Annotated in this window: 15 protein-coding genes; 9 read left to right on the top strand and 6 right to left on the bottom strand. The window is 59.7% G+C overall.

All coding sequences use genetic code 11. The features are described 5' to 3' along the window. Position 1: 1 nt before the first annotated feature. The 4 genes from djlA to M8006_RS01385 are packed head-to-tail and all read right to left on the bottom strand — an operon-like array spanning position 2 to position 3,916. The gene (gene djlA, locus M8006_RS01400) at positions 2–760 is read right to left on the bottom strand and encodes a co-chaperone DjlA (protein ID WP_250079281.1); all 759 of its coding nucleotides are present in this window, start codon (positions 758–760) and stop codon (positions 2–4) included. Positions 761–790: 30 nt separating this feature from the next. Beyond that, complete coding sequence (dxs, locus tag M8006_RS01395) at positions 791–2,713, bottom strand: 1-deoxy-D-xylulose-5-phosphate synthase (protein WP_250079280.1); 1,923 nt, start codon at positions 2,711–2,713, stop codon at positions 791–793. A 22-nt stretch (positions 2,714–2,735) separates the two neighbouring features. After that, complete coding sequence (ispA, locus tag M8006_RS01390) at positions 2,736–3,629, bottom strand: (2E,6E)-farnesyl diphosphate synthase (protein WP_250079278.1); 894 nt, start codon at positions 3,627–3,629, stop codon at positions 2,736–2,738. Then, positions 3,623–3,916, bottom strand: coding sequence for an exodeoxyribonuclease VII small subunit (locus M8006_RS01385; protein ID WP_250079275.1), 294 nt, complete (start codon positions 3,914–3,916; stop codon positions 3,623–3,625). Before M8006_RS01385 ends, ispA begins: the two co-directional genes overlap by 7 nt. Before the next feature lie 270 nt (positions 3,917–4,186). Here M8006_RS01385 and serA point away from each other — a divergent pair, with 270 nt between their 5' ends. The 7 genes from serA (at position 4,187) to M8006_RS01350 (ending at position 11,975) form a co-directional block, all read left to right on the top strand. Continuing rightward, a complete protein-coding gene (gene serA, locus M8006_RS01380; protein ID WP_250079272.1) occupies positions 4,187–5,431 on the top strand; it encodes a phosphoglycerate dehydrogenase in 1,245 nt (414 codons plus the stop codon). Between the two features lie 120 nt (positions 5,432–5,551). After that, complete coding sequence (gene trhO, locus M8006_RS01375; RefSeq protein WP_250079270.1) at positions 5,552–6,517, top strand: oxygen-dependent tRNA uridine(34) hydroxylase TrhO; 966 nt, start codon at positions 5,552–5,554, stop codon at positions 6,515–6,517. A 13-nt stretch (positions 6,518–6,530) separates the two neighbouring features. Further along, positions 6,531–7,322 (top strand): enoyl-CoA hydratase, encoded by a 792-nt coding sequence (locus M8006_RS01370; RefSeq protein ID WP_250079268.1) that lies wholly within the window; start codon positions 6,531–6,533, stop codon positions 7,320–7,322. Between the two features lie 128 nt (positions 7,323–7,450). Next, positions 7,451–8,272, top strand: coding sequence for an IclR family transcriptional regulator (locus tag M8006_RS01365; protein WP_250079267.1), 822 nt, complete (start codon positions 7,451–7,453; stop codon positions 8,270–8,272). A 6-nt stretch (positions 8,273–8,278) separates the two neighbouring features. After that, positions 8,279–8,707 carry a YqaA family protein gene (locus M8006_RS01360; RefSeq protein ID WP_250079265.1) on the top strand — a complete coding sequence of 143 codons (429 nt, stop codon included), beginning with the start codon at positions 8,279–8,281 and terminating at the stop codon, positions 8,705–8,707. A 120-nt stretch (positions 8,708–8,827) separates the two neighbouring features. Beyond that, on the top strand, positions 8,828–11,155 hold the full coding sequence (ybiO, locus tag M8006_RS01355; RefSeq protein WP_250079263.1) for a mechanosensitive channel protein: 2,328 nt from the start codon (positions 8,828–8,830) through the stop codon (positions 11,153–11,155). A gap of 514 nt (positions 11,156–11,669) precedes the next feature. Further along, positions 11,670–11,975 (top strand): hypothetical protein, encoded by a 306-nt coding sequence (locus tag M8006_RS01350; RefSeq protein ID WP_250079261.1) that lies wholly within the window; start codon positions 11,670–11,672, stop codon positions 11,973–11,975. A gap of 409 nt (positions 11,976–12,384) precedes the next feature. On the opposite strand, the gene M8006_RS01345 is transcribed toward M8006_RS01350, so the two are convergent. Continuing rightward, entirely contained in the window at positions 12,385–13,143 is a 759-nt protein-coding gene (locus M8006_RS01345; RefSeq protein WP_250079259.1) for an SDR family oxidoreductase, read from the bottom strand. A gap of 185 nt (positions 13,144–13,328) precedes the next feature. On the opposite strand from M8006_RS01345, the gene folK reads away from it, so the two are divergent. After that, entirely contained in the window at positions 13,329–13,778 is a 450-nt protein-coding gene (gene folK, locus M8006_RS01340) for a 2-amino-4-hydroxy-6-hydroxymethyldihydropteridine diphosphokinase (protein ID WP_250079257.1), read from the top strand. A 97-nt stretch (positions 13,779–13,875) separates the two neighbouring features. After that, on the top strand, positions 13,876–17,382 hold the full coding sequence (locus M8006_RS01335; RefSeq protein WP_250079255.1) for a DEAD/DEAH box helicase: 3,507 nt from the start codon (positions 13,876–13,878) through the stop codon (positions 17,380–17,382). Between the two features lie 113 nt (positions 17,383–17,495). Here M8006_RS01335 and M8006_RS01330 read toward each other — a convergent pair whose 3' ends face one another. Beyond that, positions 17,496–17,651, bottom strand: coding sequence for an AAA family ATPase (locus M8006_RS01330; protein WP_250079254.1), 156 nt, complete (start codon positions 17,649–17,651; stop codon positions 17,496–17,498). Positions 17,652–17,688: the final 37 nt, after the last annotated feature.

Genomic DNA, 17,688 nt, shown 5'->3' with positions numbered 1-17,688 from the left:
ATTATCCCCGCGCTTTAGTGATGCGCTCATAGGCGTTGGCGATCTCGCTGGTTCGCGCCTGCGCCACTTCGCGCATGCTTTCGGGGAGCCCTTTGCCCGCCAGTTTGTCTGGGTGGTTCTGGCTCATCAGGCGGCGATAGGCCTTTTTAACGTCGGCGTTGCTGGCGTCTTCCGAAACGCCGAGCACCTGGTAGGCGTCTTTTAGCGCTTCTTCGCTGGTGCCTTGAGAGTTGGCGGCCGCGCCGTGCAGCATCGCTTCGATTTGCTGCACTTCGGTCTCGCTGCAGCCGACGCCCCGGGCCACGCGAAGCATCATCTCTTGCTCGCTGTCGTGCAGCACCCCATCGGCGGCAATCGCTGACAGCTGAACCTGCAGGAATACCTGGCGCATGACGGGCTGGTGGCGGGTAAGGCGGTTTACGCTGGCAAGCTCGGCGTCAAGGTCGAAGTCGTCAGCGCGGCCGCGCTCAAACGCCGCGCGTGCCCGGTTGCGCTGTTGACCTTGCAGGCGCATCTGGTCGAATAATTTTTCGGCAATGCCCAGCTCGCCGTCGGTCACTTTACCATCGGCTTGGCATAGGCAGCCCATGACCGAAAAAATAGACTCAAGAAAGCCCTCTTGAAGGCGCATACGCGCGGCATTAAGGCGGCGTTTGAGGCGCCGCCCTAGCCACCAGCCCAGGCCGCCGCCAATCAATAAACCAGGCGGGCCGCCAATGGCCAGGCCGATCAGCGCAAACACAACAATCAGAAATAACATGGCAGTCTCTAGCGTTGAAAATAATAAAGGTTACGGCAGTCGGGCGCGGATGGCACGTTCAATCCCCGCGGCATCCAGTTCGCAGTCGCGTAAAAGCTCGGCGGGGGTGCCGTGTTCAACGAAGGCATCCGGCAGGCCCAGGTTTAACACTTCTATTTGAACGCCTTCGGCGGCAAGGAGTTCGTTGACGGCGCTACCGGCGCCGCCGGCAATCACGTTCTCTTCCAGGGTCACCAAAAGCTCGTGCTCATCGGCGGCGTGGAGCACTGCGTCGCGGTCGAGCGGTTTGATCGAACGCATGTTGATATGCGTAGTGTTTAAGCGCTCGGCGACGTCGGCGGCGGGTCCGTTTAGGCTGCCAAAGGCGAGTAGCGCAATGCGCGTGTCCTCGCCGCCCTGAACGCTGCGGCGGATCTCGGCCTGGCCGATGGGGATTGGCTCAAGGTTCTCGGGAATCTCGGCGCCGGGCCCGGTCCCACGCGGGTAGCGTACCGCCGCAGGGCCGGGGTGGTGGTAGGCGGCGCTTAGCATGGCGCGGCACTCGGCTTCATCCGCCGGGGCGAAAATCACCATGCCGGGCACGCAGCGTAAAAACGAAAGGTCCATGCTGCCGTGATGGGTGGGGCCGTCTTCGCCCACCAGCCCTGCGCGGTCGATGGCAAACGTCACGTCGAGCGCTTGCACGGCGACGTCGTGAATCAGCTGATCATAGCCGCGCTGCAAAAAGGTCGAGTAAATCGCCACCACCGGTTTCATATTTTCGCAGGCCATGCCAGCGGCGAGCGTCACTGCGTGCTGCTCGGCAATCGCCACGTCAAAGTAGCGCTCGGGGTATTGCTGGGAGAAACGCACCAGGTCGGAGCCCTCGCGCATTGCCGGGGTTATCCCCATCAAGCGGCTATCCTCAGCGGCCATATCGCACAGCCAGTCGCCGAAAACGTTGCAGTATTTTTTCTTTGCCGGCGGTTTCTTGTCGGCGGCTGACTTAGCTAGCGGTGCCGGTTTGGCGTCTTCGGGTTTTTCCAGCTTGGTAATCGCGTGGTAGCCAATTTGGTCGGCCTCGGCGGGTAGGAAGCCTTTGCCCTTTACCGTTTTGATGTGCAAAAACTGTGGGCCATCCAGCTCGCTTAAGTGGGTCAGCGCTTGGGTGAGCGAGTCCAAGTCGTGGCCGTCGATGGGGCCGACGTAGTGAAAGCCCATCTCCTCGAACAGCGTGGCGGGGCTGACCATGCCTTTCATGTGCTCTTCAGTGCGGCGCGCTAGCTCCAAGGCGCCGGGCAGGTGGGAAAGCACCTTTTTGCCCTCTTCACGCATCTTGAGATACGGCTTGCTGGACAGCACCCGCGCGAGATACGTCGCCATGCCGCCGACGTTTTCGGAGATCGACATCTCATTGTCATTGAGCACCACCAGCAGGTTGGCATCGACGTGCCCGGCGTGGGCCAGCGCCTCAAACGCCATGCCCGCGCTGAGCGCACCGTCGCCAATAATCGCGCACACACGGCGGTTTTCGCCCTGGGCGCGAGCAGCGAGCGCCATCCCCAGCGCGGCGGAAATCGAGGTACTCGAATGGCCCACGCCGAAGGTGTCGTACGCGGATTCGGCGCGGCGCGGGAACGCGGCGAGCCCGCCGTGCTGGCGAATGCTCAGCATCGCGTCACGCCGTCCGGTCAGCACTTTGTGCGGGTAGGCCTGATGGCCCACGTCCCATACCAGGCGGTCTTGCGGGGTGTTAAAAACGTGGTGCAGCGCCACAGAAAGCTCCACCACACCTAAACCGGCGCCAAAGTGGCCGCCGGAGACGCCGACGCTGTACAGCAAGTAGGCGCGCAGTTCATCGGCGAGCTGCGCAAGCTGCGCTGTGTTCATGGCCCGCAGCGCCGCGGGATGATCAAAAGAGTCGAGCATCGGCGTGGCCGGGCGCTCGCGGGGAATCTCGTCGAACAGCTTCATGGGCACTCGTTTATCCGAATCGCTAATGGTCGCGCTTGATCATGTAATAGGCTAACTCGGCCAGCGGCGCCGCGTTCTCGCCCAGCGGGGCAAGCGCGGCGATGGCCTCGTCAATTAGGGCTTGGGCTTTACGCTGTGCGCCCTCAAGCCCGAGCAAGCTAGGGTAGGTGGGCTTTTCCCGGGCCGCATCCGCGCCGGAGGTTTTACCTAGTGTTGCCGTATCGCCGGTGACATCCAATACGTCGTCGTGAATTTGAAAGGCGAGGCCAATCGCGCGGGCGTAGCGAGATAGCGACGCTAGGCGCGGGTCCGTTTCGGCGACCGCGATCAAACCGCCTAAGCGCACGGCGGCTTCGATCAGCGCGCCGGTTTTGTGCGCGTGCATGTGCGCAAGGGCGTCAACCTCCGGGTGGCCGCCCACGGCGTCTAAATCCAGCGCTTGGCCAGCCACCATGCCATCGCGACCGGAGGCGGCGGCCAGCGTGCGCACAAGGCTGCCTAAGCGCGGGTGGGGCGTGTTGGCCAGCACCTCAAACGCCAGCGTCTGCAGCGCATCGCCGGCAAGAATCGCGGTGGCTTCGTCATAGGTGATGTGGACGGTGGGCTGGCCGCGGCGCAGGTCGTCGTCGTCCATCGCCGGCAGGTCATCGTGAATCAACGAATAGGCGTGGATCAGCTCAATGGCGGCTGCCGGGGCATCGAGTGCTTCGTCATCGGCGCCTAGGGCGCGGCCTGCAAGGTAAACCAAAAGCGGACGCAAGCGCTTGCCGCCGACCAGCAAACCGTGGCGCATGGCCGCCTCTAATCGCGGGGCGGTGGCCGGGCGCGCCTCGAACAGCGCGGAAAGCGTGGCATCGACGCGGGCATTGCTTGCGTGGTGTAGGGTTTTCAGAACGGGCACCTGGGTGGCTACCATGGCGGATTCTCCTCGCCGGCGGCGTCATCGTCCGGCGCATTAAACGGCGTCACCGCCAGCCGACCGTCGCCATCTTCGCTTAGCGCGCGCACTTTCAGCTCGGCATTATCCAGGCGATTTTGCGCCTCGCGGGTAAGCCGTACGCCCTGTTCAAACGCCGTGAGCGAATCCTCAAGCGACAGCGCGCCTGATTCCAACCGCTCGACGAGCGTTTCTAGCTGCTCCACCGTAGCCGCGAAGTCCTGCGGAGGGACGTCCTGCGGGGAGGAAGATGTCGTATCACTCATTGCCGATGCCTGCCGTCTCTCAAAGCTCACGTTTGTTTAAGACCAGTGTCATGGAAAATGGCCGCTCAGTATACACCGAGCACCCCCCGGCGCGTCTGCCCGCGTTTGGCCAAATGTGATTTAACGGGCGGGTAAATGCATCGCGTTCATGCTGAGCGCGTAGACTTTTCATCCGTATCGCCCCGCGCGGGCGCCGTGGCTGTGCTAATATACGGGTCTTTCGTGAACCGGTACACGGCGCAAGCGCCGACTAATGAGGTTGATTCAGCCATGGCTAAAACGTCCCTGGACAAGAGCAAGATTAAGATCCTGCTACTCGAGGGCGTCCACCAGAGCGCGGTGGACAATTTCCATAATGCAGGTTACGAGAACATCGAGCACCTGCCGACATCGCTAGATGAAGAAACGTTGATCGAGAAGATCCGCGACGTTCACTTCATCGGCCTTCGTTCGCGCACGCAGCTTACCGAGCGCGTGTTTGCGGCGGCAGAGAAGCTCGTTGGCGTTGGCTGTTTCTGTATCGGAACCAACCAGGTCGACCTTGATGCCGCCCTTAAGCGCGGTATTGCGGTCTTTAACGCGCCGTACTCCAATACTCGCTCGGTGGCCGAGTTGGTGCTGGCCGAAGCGATCATGTTGCTGCGCGGCATTCCCGAAAAGACCGCCCGCGCCCATGAAGGCGGCTGGCTGAAATCGGCGAAAAATTCCCATGAAGCTCGCGGCAAAACGCTGGGTATCGTGGGTTACGGCAGTATTGGCGCGCAGCTTTCCGTCCTTGCGGAGTCGCTCGGCTTTAACGTCATTTATTACGATGTCATCGCCAAGCTGGGCATGGGCAATGCTTCCCAGGTCGGCAGTCTTGAAGAGCTTCTACGCCGCGCCGATGTGATCAGCCTACACGTGCCGGATTTACCTTCGACCCGCTGGATGATCGGCGAGAAAGAGATCGCGGCGATGAAACCCGGCGCGATCTTTATCAACGCCTCGCGCGGTAGCGTAGTGGAAATTGAGCCGCTGGCCGAAGCGGTGAAAGCCAGCAAGCTCAACGGCGCGGCGATCGATGTGTTCCCGGTCGAGCCGAAAGGCAACGACGAAGAATTCGTGAGTCCGCTGCGCGGGTTGCCCAACGTGATTTTAACCCCGCACATTGGCGGCTCGACTTTGGAAGCGCAGGAGAATATCGGCATCGAGGTCTCCGAGAAGCTGATCACCTACTCCGATAACGGCACCACCGTGACCTCGGTGAATTTCCCCGAAGTGGCGCTGCCCGCGCACCCGGATAAGCACCGCCTGTTGCATATTCACGACAACGTGCCGGGTGTGCTTTCCGAGATCAACCGCGTGCTGTCGGAAAACGGCATCAATATTTCCGGCCAGTACCTGCAGACCAACGAAAAAGTCGGTTATGTGGTGATTGATGTGGACAAAGCCTACGGCCCGCAGGCGCTTGAGGCGCTGAAGAAAGTCACGCACACGCTGAAAATTCGCGCGCTTTATTCGGCGCAAAACAGCTAGCTTGGTCCAAAACAACCAAACGCTGAGTGAATTTCGCTGTCATATCTGACGCCCCGCTATCGCGGGGCGTCGTCGTTGTTAATGGTCCGCCCTTTACGGGGGCGACAACCGGAGTTTTACATGCCACACCCCACCGAAACGCCGCCCATTTTGGTCGCGGCGATGTACAAATTTGTCACGCTGGATGATTTTGAAGCGCTGCGCGAGCCGCTGCGCCAAACCATGCTGGATAACGGCGTTAAAGGCACGCTGCTGTTGGCTCGCGAGGGGATTAACGGCACCGTTGCGGGCCCTCGCACGGGCGTTGAGGCGCTGCTTGCCTGGCTTACCGCCGATCCACGCTTGCGCGATATCCCCCATAACGCGGCGCATTATAAAGCGTCGTACTGTGACGAAATGCCGTTTTATCGCACCAAGGTCAAACTCAAAAAAGAGATCGTGACGCTTGGCGTGCCGGGGATCGACCCCAACGATACGGTCGGTACTTACGTTGAGCCCGAGCAGTGGAACGACATCATCGCCGACCCGGAAGTGCTGGTGATCGATACCCGCAACGATTACGAGGTCGACATCGGCAGCTTCGAAGGCGCGATTGACCCCAAAACAGCGACCTTCCGCGAATTCCCTGACTACGTGCGCGCGCATTATGATCCTACCCGGCACAAAAAAGTCGCTATGTTTTGCACCGGCGGCATTCGCTGTGAAAAAGCCTCCAGCTTTATGCTGAAAGAAGGCTTTGACGAGGTTTACCACCTGAAAGGCGGCGTGCTGAACTATCTGGAAAAAGTCCCGGAAGAGCAGTCATTGTGGCGCGGCGAATGCTTTGTGTTTGATAACCGCGTCACCGTGCGCCACGATTTAAGCGAAGGTGAATTTGAACAGTGCCACGCCTGTCGCCGACCGATTTCCGCCGAGGATATGCGCTCGCCGGATTACGAGCCGGGCATCAGCTGTCCGCACTGTATCGATTCGCTGCCGGAGAAGACCCGCGCCGCCGCGCGCGAACGCCAGCGCCAAATTGAGTTGGCTATCGCGCGCGGCAAGCCGCACCCCCTTGGGCGCGACCCGCGCGATTCTAAGCGATAGGAGAACAATGACAATGACGCCAACAACCGCGGATACGCTGGTAACACGCGATGACAACCAAGGCGTGGTGACCTTGACGCTCAACGCCCCGAAAAGCTTCAACGCGCTTTCCGAGGCCATGCTCGATGCGTTACAAAGCGCGCTTGATGAGATCCAAGCCGACAACAGCGTGTGCTGCGTGGTGCTCGCCGCCGAAGGCAAAGCCTTCTGCGCCGGGCACGATTTAAAGCAGATGCGCGCTAACCCCGATAAAGCCTACTATCAGACGCTCTTTACCCGCTGTGGCGCGGTGATGCAGTCGATTGTGAATCTGCCGGTGCCGGTCATTGCCAAGGTGCAAGGCATTGCGACCGCCGCTGGCTGTCAATTAGTCGCGAGCTGCGATTTGGCTGTGGCGACCAAAAGCGCGCGCTTTGCCGTGTCCGGCATCAACGTGGGACTTTTTTGCTCGACCCCGGCGGTGGCGCTGTCGCGCAATGTGCCGCGCAAGCGGGCGATGGAAATGCTGATGACCGGCGAGTTTATCAGCGCCGACACCGCCGCCGAGTGGGGCCTGGTTAACCGCGTCGCCGAGGATGATAGCGTGGATGAAGCGCTCGCCGCGCTCACCGACAGTATCCGCGCCAAAAGCGCAGTGGCGGTGCGTACCGGCAAAGCCATGTTCGCCCGCCAGCTCGCCATGCCACTCGATGAAGCCTACGCCTTTGCCGGTGACACCATGGCCTGCAATATGCTCGCCGACGACGTGGCCGAGGGGATCGATGCGTTTATTGAGAAACGCCCGCCCGAATGGAAGCACCGCTAGGGCGCGTCACTTTGCCTGCGCCGTGTGTTTGAGGTGAGCCTAAACGTTGGAAAGCGTTTCCGTAAACGCGACAGTCGGCGCTAAGGCGGGTTATCCTGACGCCTTTTGCGCCGTTAGGAGACGTTAGGGTGAGTGAGGTTAAGCGCAGAGTCGCCGGGCGGCCGGCAAGTGCCACCAAAGCAAGCGGTAGCCATAGTCAATCGTTAGTGCGCGGGTTGACGCTGTTAGAATACCTGTCGCAAAGCCCGCGCGGGCTTTCGCTTTCTGAGGTGGCGGAAACGGCGGAGCTTGCGCCGTCTACTACGCATCGGCTGCTGCAGGCCCTGCAAAGTCAGGGCTTCGTTACCCAGGAGAACGAGCAGGGGCTGTGGCGCATTGATGTCAAAATGTTCCGTATCGGCAATAGCTTTCTCGAAGCGCGGGATTTTGTCGCCACCAGCCGCCCGTTTCTGCGCCGTTTAACCCAAGCCACCGGTGAAACCGCCAACCTCGGCATCCGCGACGGTGACACGGCGGTGTTTCTTGCCCAGAACGAATCTCCCCAGATGATGCGCATGATCACCCGCTTAGGCTCGCGGGCGCCGCTGCATGCCTCCGGCGTGGGCAAAGCGCTACTGGCGTGGATGCCCGCCGACGAGCGCGCGCAGCTACTTGAAGGCCGCGAGCTGGTGCAAGCCACCGACAACACCCTCGCCACGACCGTATCTTTGCAAGACGAGATGGCCCGCATTCGCGCCGATGGCTTTGCCTGCGACCGCGAGGAGCATGCGATCGGCCTGCACTGTGTCGCTGCCTGTATTTACGACGAGCACGGTAGCCCCTTGGCGGCGATTTCCGTTTCCGGCCCCATGGCGCGCATTCCCGAAGCGCGGCTTCAGGAGCTCGGCGGTTTGGTGCAGGCCACCGCGGCGGAAATTACCGCGCAGCTGGGCGGCCGCGTGCCGGTGTAGCGCTCTTTGCTTAGCCTCTTTGTTATTGCGCTGGCGAGCGCCACGTTGCTGCCCGGGGGCTCGGAAGTATGGCTGGCGCGGCAGTGGTGCCTGAATGAGCCTGCACTCGCGCTGTGGGGAGTGGCCACGCTGGGCAATACGTTGGGCAGTTTAATCAACGTGGGGCTTGGGCGTTATGCCCGCCAGTTTCAAGACCGCCGTTGGTTTCCCGCCTCCCCGCAAGGTCTCGCCCGCGCCGAGCGTTGGTACCACCGCTTGGGTGAATACAGCCTGCTGCTCTCTTGGCTACCGGTGATCGGCGACCCGCTCAGCGTGCTGGCGGGTGTATTTCGCTTGCCCTGGTGGCGCGCCATGTTATGGATTTTGCTGGCGAAGGGCACACGTTATGCCCTGGTATTGGTTCTGGCGCAAACATGGCTGTTGCCTCTATGCTAGGCCCATTAAGACAGCGACAATCGCCTAGGCTGTCGCATTAACGACGTTTCAGGTTCAGTCTTCAAAACCCAGTTTTCAAAACCCAGTCTTCAAAATAGGTCTCAATAGGGAGATAGAAGCGTGACGCGACTACGATTTTTGCCTTGGTTTAGTGTTTGGCTATTCGCGCTCTTGGCGTTGATGGTAACACCGGCCATGGCACAAACCGCCAATGAAGAGGGTAATAGTGAGCAGGTCACCTTCAGTCACCTGGCCGATTTGCTGGAAAACGAGCAGTCGCGCCAGGAGCTGGTCGAGTTACTGCGTAACCAAGCGGCGCAGGTGCCTGGCGGGCTGGAAAGCGAAGCTGCCCAAGGCAGCGAGATGGTGCCCGAAGAGGTATCGCTGCCGCGTCAGCTAGCCCAGCTCACCAGCCGTGTGGTGAACGATGTCGGCGGGCAGTTAGAGCAATCGGTAGCCATTGTCAGCGAACTGTTCAGCGGCGCTGGCGCCAGCACGTTTGAACTGTCAGCGTTCACGACGGCGGCGATTAACTTGGGGTTGGTGATTCTCGCTACCTTTGTGCTGTTTATGCTGTTTCGTCGGCTGTGCAAACCGCTATTCGGCAAGATTAGCCTCTGGTCGCAAAACGGCACGGGGTTAACGCCGGTACTGCGGCTGATTGTGTGCGTCGCAGTGGCCGCCTTGGTGGATGTGCTGATCGTCGCTTTTGCCTATGTCGGCGGTAACCTCATCGCCACCTTTGCGGTGGGTGAGAGCGGGGATCTCTCTACACGCGCGTCGCTATTTCTCAACGCCTTTCTGGTGATTGAGCTGATCAAAGCCGCGGTGCGGATGCTGTTCTCGTCGCGCTACGAAGGGCTGCGGTTGCTGCCGATTTCCGCACCCGAGGCTTCCTACTGGAATCGCTGGCTGGCACGCCTTGTTGGCATGGTCGGCTACGGGCTGATGGTGGTCGTGCCGCTGGTGAACTTCTACGTGGCACCCGCCCTCGGCCAGGCGTTGGGCACCTTGATTATGGTGGCCGCGTTTATTTATGCCGTGGCGGTGATTTTGAAAAACCGCGTGCGCCTGCGCGACAACTTAATCGTGATGTCCGCCAACGCCAGCTTTACCGCTAGCCGCGTGTCGCTGCAGCTCTTTGCGCGCAGCTGGCATCTTTTTGCATTGCTCTACTTTTTGGTGGTGTTTGTGCTGACGCTCACGCGCCCTGGCGATGCGCTGCCCTTTGTGATGGTTGCCACGCTGAAAACGCTGGTGGCGGTGGTGGTCGGGCTTTTGGCCTCGTCATTTCTCACTCAGACCATTGGTCGGCGGATTACGCTTTCGGCGGAGTTGCGTCGCAAGCTGCCACTGCTGGAAAAGCGCCTGAATAGCTATGTCCCCAACGCCCTGCGGATTCTACGCACGGTAATCGGTATCGCGGTGATCATGGTGGTACTCGATGCCTGGGGCGCCTTTGATCTGGCGACGTGGTACGCCTCTGAGCGCGGTGCTAACCTCGTCGGGAACCTTACCAGTGTCGCGGTGATTTTGATTTTTGCGCTGGGGGTCTGGCTGGGGCTGGCTAGCCTGATCGAGCATAAACTCAACCCGGAAACGGGCTACGGCGAACCGTCCGCCCGGGCCAAAACTCTGTTAAGTCTGTTCCGTAACGCCCTGGCGATTGCCATGGTGACCATCACCGGCATGATCGTTTTGTCTGAAATCGGCATCAACATCGGCCCGCTGATTGCCGGTGCCGGTGTGCTCGGTTTGGCGATTGGTTTTGGTGCCCAGAAACTGGTGCAGGATGTCATCACCGGGATCTTTATTCAGGTGGAGAACGCCATGAATACCGGTGATGTGGTCACGGTGGGCGGCATTACCGGCACCGCCGAGAAGTTGAGCATTCGCTCGGTGGGGATTCGCGATCTCTCCGGCACCTTCCACTTGATACCGTTTTCAAGCGTGGACACCGTGTCTAACTACATGCGCGAATACGGCAACCACGTGGGTGAATACGGCATCGCTTACCGCGAGAGCATCGATGACGCCGTGGATCAGCTCAAGCTAGCCTTTGAAGACTTGAAAGCCAGTGAAGAGCACGGCTACAAGCTGCTGGATGACCTTACCGTGGCCGGTGTCACGGCGCTGGCGGACAGCTCGGTGAATATCCGCGTGGTAATCAAAACCACGCCGGGCGACCAGTGGGCCGTGGGCCGCGCCTACAACCGCTTGGTCAAGCTGCGCTTCGACGAGGCTGGCATTGAGATTCCGTTCCCGCATACCACGCTCTACTTCGGCGAGGACAAGGAAGGCAACTCACCGGCAGCGAACGTGCGGGTGCTTCAGGCCCAGGGGGATCGCACGACCTCTCAAGCGATCAGCCACGACGACCCGGAGCACGGTGTGCAAACCTCCGCGGAGGCAGATCAGACCAAACCCACCGACGATGACGTGTCCTAAAACGCCACGTTCGCTAGGCAAAACGGGCCGCCCCATTGGGCGGCCCGTTTTGTTGTGCGCCAGGCATGGCGCGTAAGACATCGCATACGAGGCTATCGCACCTGGGCGAGAGTGCAATGATCCTCAAAGCCCCATGGCTATCCAGAAGGGGCGGTAGTAAATGCGGCGGGTAGGTGGGAGGGAGGTCGCGCGTCTTAAAGACGTATTGGCCAACGCTGCGTGAGCGGTTGTTGGTCGACGCGTATCACCCCAGCCCGATCCGAGCCACCACGATCCCCAAGTCCAAGGGTGGGACGCGGCAGCTCGGTATTCCCACGGGTACCGACCGCCTAATTCCCATCATGAGTGGGCAAGCGGCAGGTGGTGAGGGCTTTAGCGTCAGTATTTATGCTTACTTTAATTTTTTCGAATGGAACAGGCGATAAAAGTAGCTTTTGTTGGAATGCTCGATCCATTAGCATGCTAATTAACAGAGGGAAAACATTCTTCTGTACCAACAGAAAGGAGACGTATCATGAAACTCAGGACAACGCTTTTAGCTCTTGTCATTGCTGCCGTTCCAATGGTCGCACAGGCCGGTCAGGCATCCGAGCGTACCATGCAGTTGAACGAGCCCCTGAAAGCGTCGAGTCAGGCTATTCATCAGAATGCTGACACAGCGGCGGTATCGGTCATGGATGTTTCCCAGAAGAGCGTGATCGAGGGCGACAGCACGGCCATGAAAAAAGCGCGCATTATCCTTAAAGCAAAAAATCAGCACGAGACAGATATTGAGTCGAGCGCTGATCAACTGGAACCGGCACGCAAAGCGACCACCTAACTGCGATCGCTTATAATGTGCTAACCGGCCTAAGAGCTTCAGGGCCTCGACAAGTCGTCGGGGCCCTTTTTTTTATGGAGCGCCAGGCATGGCGGGGTGAGATGGCCATAATCACCAAAGCTCGGTACTTGCACGGTTACCGACCGCCTAATCCAGCAAGCGCTGTCCCAGGACACCCAAGGCGGACCACTCAGCCCGCTACTGGCGAACATCCTGCTGGACGACATGAATCAGGCCCTGCCGAGAAAGTGGTTCAACCATCGAGGGCTGATCTCGGTACTGGATACGGTAAGATGGCTTAACCGTTCTTCATGAACCGCCGTGGTACGGAACCGTACGCCCGGTGGTGTGAGAGGACAGGGGAGGCGACTCCCCTTCTTACTCGATTGTTACGGTGGTTTTTAGCACGTTAAGGCGAATAATTCTCCGAGTGGCGTCCCTCGACGTTGATCGATTCGCCACCATCGACAAACAAAATCTGCCCCGCCACAAAGGGGTTATCCAGTACGTAGTGAAGCGCGGCCACGAGGTGTTCCGGGTCGCCTTGTCGCTTGGCCGGGATGCCTTCGATGCGCCATTGAATATAGTCGCTCGTGCGCTGCGAAGCAGGCAGCACCACGCCGGGGGCGATGCCGTTGATACGGATGCGCGGGGCAAACTCCAATGCCGCCATGCGAGTCATCTCGGCCAGGCTCTTTTTGGATAAGAGATACGCCGCATAGGGATACTGGTGGTAAGCGATTTTGTTATCGATGATGTTGACCACGCAACCCACTTCAACGGCGTCGGCAAAGTGGCGCGTCAGCAGCAGCGGGGTGAACATATTGACGCGAAACTGGGTTTCCAGCATGCCCAAATCCGTGTCGGCAAGTTTTGCGGGCTCGTACGCCGAGGCGCTGTTAACCAGCACACTCAAGCCGGTGAAGCGCGTTTTGACGTTTCTGATCAGCATGCCAAGATCATCTTCCGGGGCATCGCTTAAAAAGTTGCAGGCGAAGACCTCGCACGCGCGGCCTTTCTCACGAATGCCTTTAGCGACCTCGTCGGCCTCATGGCGCGAGCTGTTGACGTGCAGGGCGATATCGTAACCGGCGTCCGCCAGTGCTTCGGCAAAGTGGCGGCCCAGGCGTGTTGCGCCCCCTGTCACTAGTGCAGCGTTTGCGCTCATGTCGGTGTCCTCATGGCAAATGGCTTTATCACGGTGGTTTTATCTTAATGACCGTTACTCTCTGCGGCAGGAAGGCCGTTGTCAATAAGTTGTACAGTACTTCCACAGATAGGGCTTGCACAAAAAAAAGGAGGCGCTAGGCTAATAAACCAACACTACGACCCGGCCATGCCAAGGATGTGTTTATGCCTCACGCTTCAGCGACGTCTCCCACCGTAATGGCTACGCCGCCGCGGCACGAGTGCGTGATTTCGGTGGGCTCGAACATCGCCCCCGAACATCATTACGCGCAGGTGATTGAGATTCTTAACAACGAGTGCGAGTTGATCGCTCACACCACCCCCATTCTCACGACGCCGGTGGGGTATCAGGCGCAGCCGGATTTTCTCAATAGCGCCGTGCTAGTGGCCATATCGGTCACCCGGGCGGACTTCAAGGCGTATCTTAAACGCGTGGAGGACCGGCTAGGCCGCGAGCGCGGGCCGATTAAATCCGGCCCACGGACGATGGATTTGGATATCGTCGCCTGGGACGGCGAGGTGGTCGACGATGGCTATTACCAGCACACCTACGTGCGCGAACCGGTCGATGCGCTTCTCGCCGAAAGCGGGCGCACGCTAAGCGACGGCCGTTAATGCTAGGGCTCACAGGTTCTTACGGCTTGCCATGGTTGCCAAAACGAGATGACTTCTATCCAATAGCGCTTTTGTTTGCTATCACCATGAGGTGCCTGTGTCTGATCACACCCACGCGAACGATGCCATGGCGCTGTTTATTGCCCTCCACCAGTATGATTGGCAGGGTTTCTTCGATCCCAATTCGCTGCAGCGCGGCAAGCGTTATGCCAGCCAGGGACGCGTGCTGGATGGGGTCACCCTGGAGCGTGATGAAGAGTGGCTGATTCTGTCAGGAGCGGTGGAGGGCAGCGAGAAGCGGCCCTATAAGACTCATATCACCATCAACATTATTAGTCTCGATGATGAATTTATCACCGACTGTAGCTGTCCGGTGGGCGTAGGGTGTAAGCATGCTGTCGCGTTGATCCAGACCTTCCTGAACCAGATGGGCAATGGGCCTGAGGTTTTCGCAGCGAGTCAGCCATTACACCCCGCCTCGGGAAAGCCGGGCGAGCAGGAAACTCTCAAGCAGCGTTGGGAGAAATGGATCAAAGAACTGGCGCAGCCTTCGGTACCTGCAAATGATGGAAATCGCGTCGAGGCGACGTATCGGCTTGCGCTGTTCATGGACAGTCGCGATCGGGCTGGCCAGACGCCTGTTCTCTCGGTGCTACCTGTGTGGCTGCGTCCCTCCAAGCAGAAGTCCCGCGGCAACGGCTGGGTCTCACCTCGCAGTATTGAGGTAAGCGCGTCGGGCGCGCTATTGCCAGCCCCCGAGGCGGGCTGGCTGCCCGAGCAGGAGGAGGCCATTGATCAGCTAATGCATGGCGAGCATGTGATGAGTTGGTCAAGCACGCAAAACAGCTGGGTGCTAGTGTCCCACGCGTTTCAGGCCCGAGCCTTGTGGGCGCTACTGGAGAGTGAAACGCCCCCTTTGCTGTTTTATCGCAAGCAGATGAGCGCCAGGCTTGAAGTCGGGTCTACCTGCCAGCTGGCCTCCCGTTGGCAGGCGGATAGCCAGGGGATACAGCGGCTACAACCGACCACGTTGCCAGAGGGCTTCCTCTCATCTGAGGCGGTGATCGCCAGGGTCGGACGGGGCCTTTGTTATCTCGACCCCGAGCGAGGGTTGTTTGGTCGGATGGACGGCGCGCCTGAGCTACTGAGCAAGCTGCAGCGGTCACCGCCGCTGCCCCCTGAAATAAGTGAATGGCTGGGCGAGCGGCTTCGTCAGACGGAAACGCTTGCTGATCAACTGCCAGCCCCTACGCGGGTAGCGGAGCAAACGCTCAAAGACGTCACTCCCCGGCTGAAGGTGACGATGTGCGTGGCGGAAGGCCAGCTTGGGTTTCGCCACGGCGCGCCCCTGCCGCGTTGGGTCCAAGTGGGTGCCGCCGTGGTGAGCTTTGACTACGACGGCATTGAAGTGCCGCCCGAAGAGGGCAGCAGCGCTAAAGGATACCGAGAGGGCCAGCGGTTGACGATTCAGCGCGATGTCCAGGCAGAACGGTCTCTGGTGCGTAACCTGCCCTCGGGCATGGTGACCCTGGAGCATTTGAGCCAAAAGGACACCGTACCCGCGCATCTGGATCTGCCACCCTGGACATTGCTGCTGCCCCTTGAGGGCACGCCGCCTTCAGGTGCCACCGAGTGGGCCACGCACCTTGCCGGCCCTGATGGATGGTGGGAAATGATCGACACCTTGCGCCAGTCGGGCTGTTTGATCGAATTCAGTGATGACTTTCCTGAGGCGCCCATCTATCTCGAACCCGAAACATGGTATGGCGAGCTGGAACCGGCTGGCAACGGCTGGTTCGATCTGGCATTGGATATCGAGGTAGAAGGCGAGCGGCTCAACCTTCTGCCCATTTTGCGACAACTGCTTAAACGCGCGGATTTCCCGCTGGAACCCACCGACAATGAAGCCAGCGACGCGAGCTGGACGTTAGGAGTGGGGGAACATCGCCACTTGATACTGCCCTTGTCCCGGCTGCGGGCGTTGATGGCACCGATCTTGGATTGGCTGGGTGATGAGAGCGACCCTGAATCGGCAGTGAGATTGCCATTAACGGCCGCCGAGAAAGTGGCGCCATTGGCCGAGCATGAACGCTGGGCCGGTCGTGATGAGGTGACCGACCTAGCCCAACGCTTACGCGAACTGCCGACAAGCTTACCCAATCCCGTCGGTTTTAGTGGTGAGTTGCGCGACTATCAAGCGCATGGCGTGGCCTGGCTGCGCTTTCTCTCCGAACTTGGCACCGGCGGTATCCTGGCCGATGACATGGGGCTCGGCAAGACCGTGCAAATACTGGCCCATGTGCTCGATGAGCGTGCCCGCGGAGCTCTCAAAGGGCCGACCCTGGTGATCGCACCCACTAGCTTGGTGGGTAACTGGTGCACCGAAGCGGCGCGCTTCGCGCCGGATCTCAACGTGGTGGCGTTGCAGGGTGGCAAAGCGAAGCGCGAACGCCAGTTCGAGGAGGCGCTGCCCGATGCCGATCTCGTCGTCACCACCTATGCGCTTTTGATTCGCGATCTTGAGCGTTTAGGCGAAACGGCATTTGGCTTGTTGGTACTCGATGAAGCCCAAGCCATCAAAAACGCGGCCAGCCAGACCGCCCGGGCAGTTCGCGAGCTTAACGCGAAACGAGCCCTGGCGATGACCGGTACGCCACTGGAGAATCACCTGGGCGAGCTTTGGGCGCAGTTAGATGCCGTGGCACCGGGAGCGCTCGGCAGCCAACAGTGGTTCGGCCAGCGCTTTCGCACGCCTATCGAAAAAGAGAACGATAGTGCGCTCCGCGAGCAGCTATCTCGACGCTTGGCACCGCTGATGCTGCGACGTACCAAACAGCAGGTGCTCGCTGAATTGCCGGCGATGACCGAGACTCGTCGCGAGGTTACCCTGACCGGCGCTCAGCGCGAGCTCTATGAGAGCCTGCGCCTGGCTCAGCACCAGCGGGTACAACAAGCCGTAGCTGAGCGCGGTCTGGCAAGCTCCGGCATCGTCATGCTCGATGCGCTGCTTAAGCTGCGCCAGGTCTGCTGTGACCCACGGCTGGTCAAACTCGACAGTGCCAGAAAAGTAAAACGCTCGGCCAAGCTTGAGCAGCTGCGAGAGCTATTACCGCCGTTAATCGAAGAAGGGCGGCGCATTTTGGTGTTCTCGCAGTTTACCGAGATGCTGGAGTTGATCGGCCAGACGCTGGAAAAAGACGGCATTCCCTACACCACACTGACGGGCGACACGCCCGGCAAGACCCGGACACAGCGCGTGGCGCTGTTTCAGCAGGGGGAGATTCCGGTCTTTCTGATCAGCCTCAAGGCCGGCGGCACTGGGCTTAACCTCACCGCTGCCGACACCGTGATTCATTATGATCCTTGGTGGAACCCCGCGGTGGAGGCGCAGGCAACAGGCCGTGCCCACCGCATGGGCCAACAAAACCCGGTGTTTGTCTACAAACTGATGTGTGCCGGCACTGTGGAAGAGCGTATTAACGACTTGCAGGCGCGCAAGGCAGATCTGGCCGCTTCTATCCTGGAGGGCGGCGCAGAACGCCAGAGCGACGGCCCACTGTTTGACGAAGAAGACCTGGCGCTGCTGTTCGCGCCAGTGACGTAGCTGCCATATTAGCGGAAAGTTGCTCCACGACGTTGAACTCGGATAGCGTCATGTTGCGCAGGTTGTTCAGCCCCTCACGCAGTTCGCGAGCCCGGTCAGACTGAAGGATGTTATCAGTGTATAGGCTTGTCGTACTCGTCGATGAGCACGACAGGTCGCTGACCCGTCTGAGCGCAAGCTTGACGAATCAGGTGTTCGAATTCACCCGCAATATCGGTAGAGAGCATTTTTCTCAACACCGCCCTCCCTTGAGCCAAGAAAGCACTCATGATTTTTACCTAAGAGCCGATAATAGCGTTACAGCCG

Source organism: Halomonas llamarensis, from assembly GCF_023555005.1.
GTDB lineage: Bacteria > Pseudomonadota > Gammaproteobacteria > Pseudomonadales > Halomonadaceae > Vreelandella > Vreelandella llamarensis.
This window is presented reverse-complemented; position numbering and strand designations above follow the sequence as displayed.

What these genes read in the sequence shown, in the direction of transcription:
- djlA (WP_250079281.1), bottom strand. Translation starts at nt 760, where the DNA reads ATGTTATTTCTGATTGTTGTGTTTGCGCTGATCGGCCTGGCCATTGGC.
- dxs (WP_250079280.1), bottom strand. Translation starts at nt 2,713, where the DNA reads ATGAAGCTGTTCGACGAGATTCCCCGCGAGCGCCCGGCCACGCCGATG.
- ispA (WP_250079278.1), bottom strand. Translation starts at nt 3,629, where the DNA reads ATGGTAGCCACCCAGGTGCCCGTTCTGAAAACCCTACACCACGCAAGC.
- M8006_RS01385 (WP_250079275.1), bottom strand. Translation starts at nt 3,916, where the DNA reads ATGAGTGATACGACATCTTCCTCCCCGCAGGACGTCCCTCCGCAGGAC.
- serA (WP_250079272.1), top strand. Translation starts at nt 4,187, where the DNA reads ATGGCTAAAACGTCCCTGGACAAGAGCAAGATTAAGATCCTGCTACTC.
- trhO (WP_250079270.1), top strand. Translation starts at nt 5,552, where the DNA reads ATGCCACACCCCACCGAAACGCCGCCCATTTTGGTCGCGGCGATGTAC.
- M8006_RS01370 (WP_250079268.1), top strand. Translation starts at nt 6,531, where the DNA reads ATGACGCCAACAACCGCGGATACGCTGGTAACACGCGATGACAACCAA.
- M8006_RS01350 (WP_250079261.1), top strand. Translation starts at nt 11,670, where the DNA reads ATGAAACTCAGGACAACGCTTTTAGCTCTTGTCATTGCTGCCGTTCCA.
- M8006_RS01345 (WP_250079259.1), bottom strand. Translation starts at nt 13,143, where the DNA reads ATGAGCGCAAACGCTGCACTAGTGACAGGGGGCGCAACACGCCTGGGC.
- folK (WP_250079257.1), top strand. Translation starts at nt 13,329, where the DNA reads ATGCCTCACGCTTCAGCGACGTCTCCCACCGTAATGGCTACGCCGCCG.
- M8006_RS01330 (WP_250079254.1), bottom strand. Translation starts at nt 17,651, where the DNA reads ATGAGTGCTTTCTTGGCTCAAGGGAGGGCGGTGTTGAGAAAAATGCTC.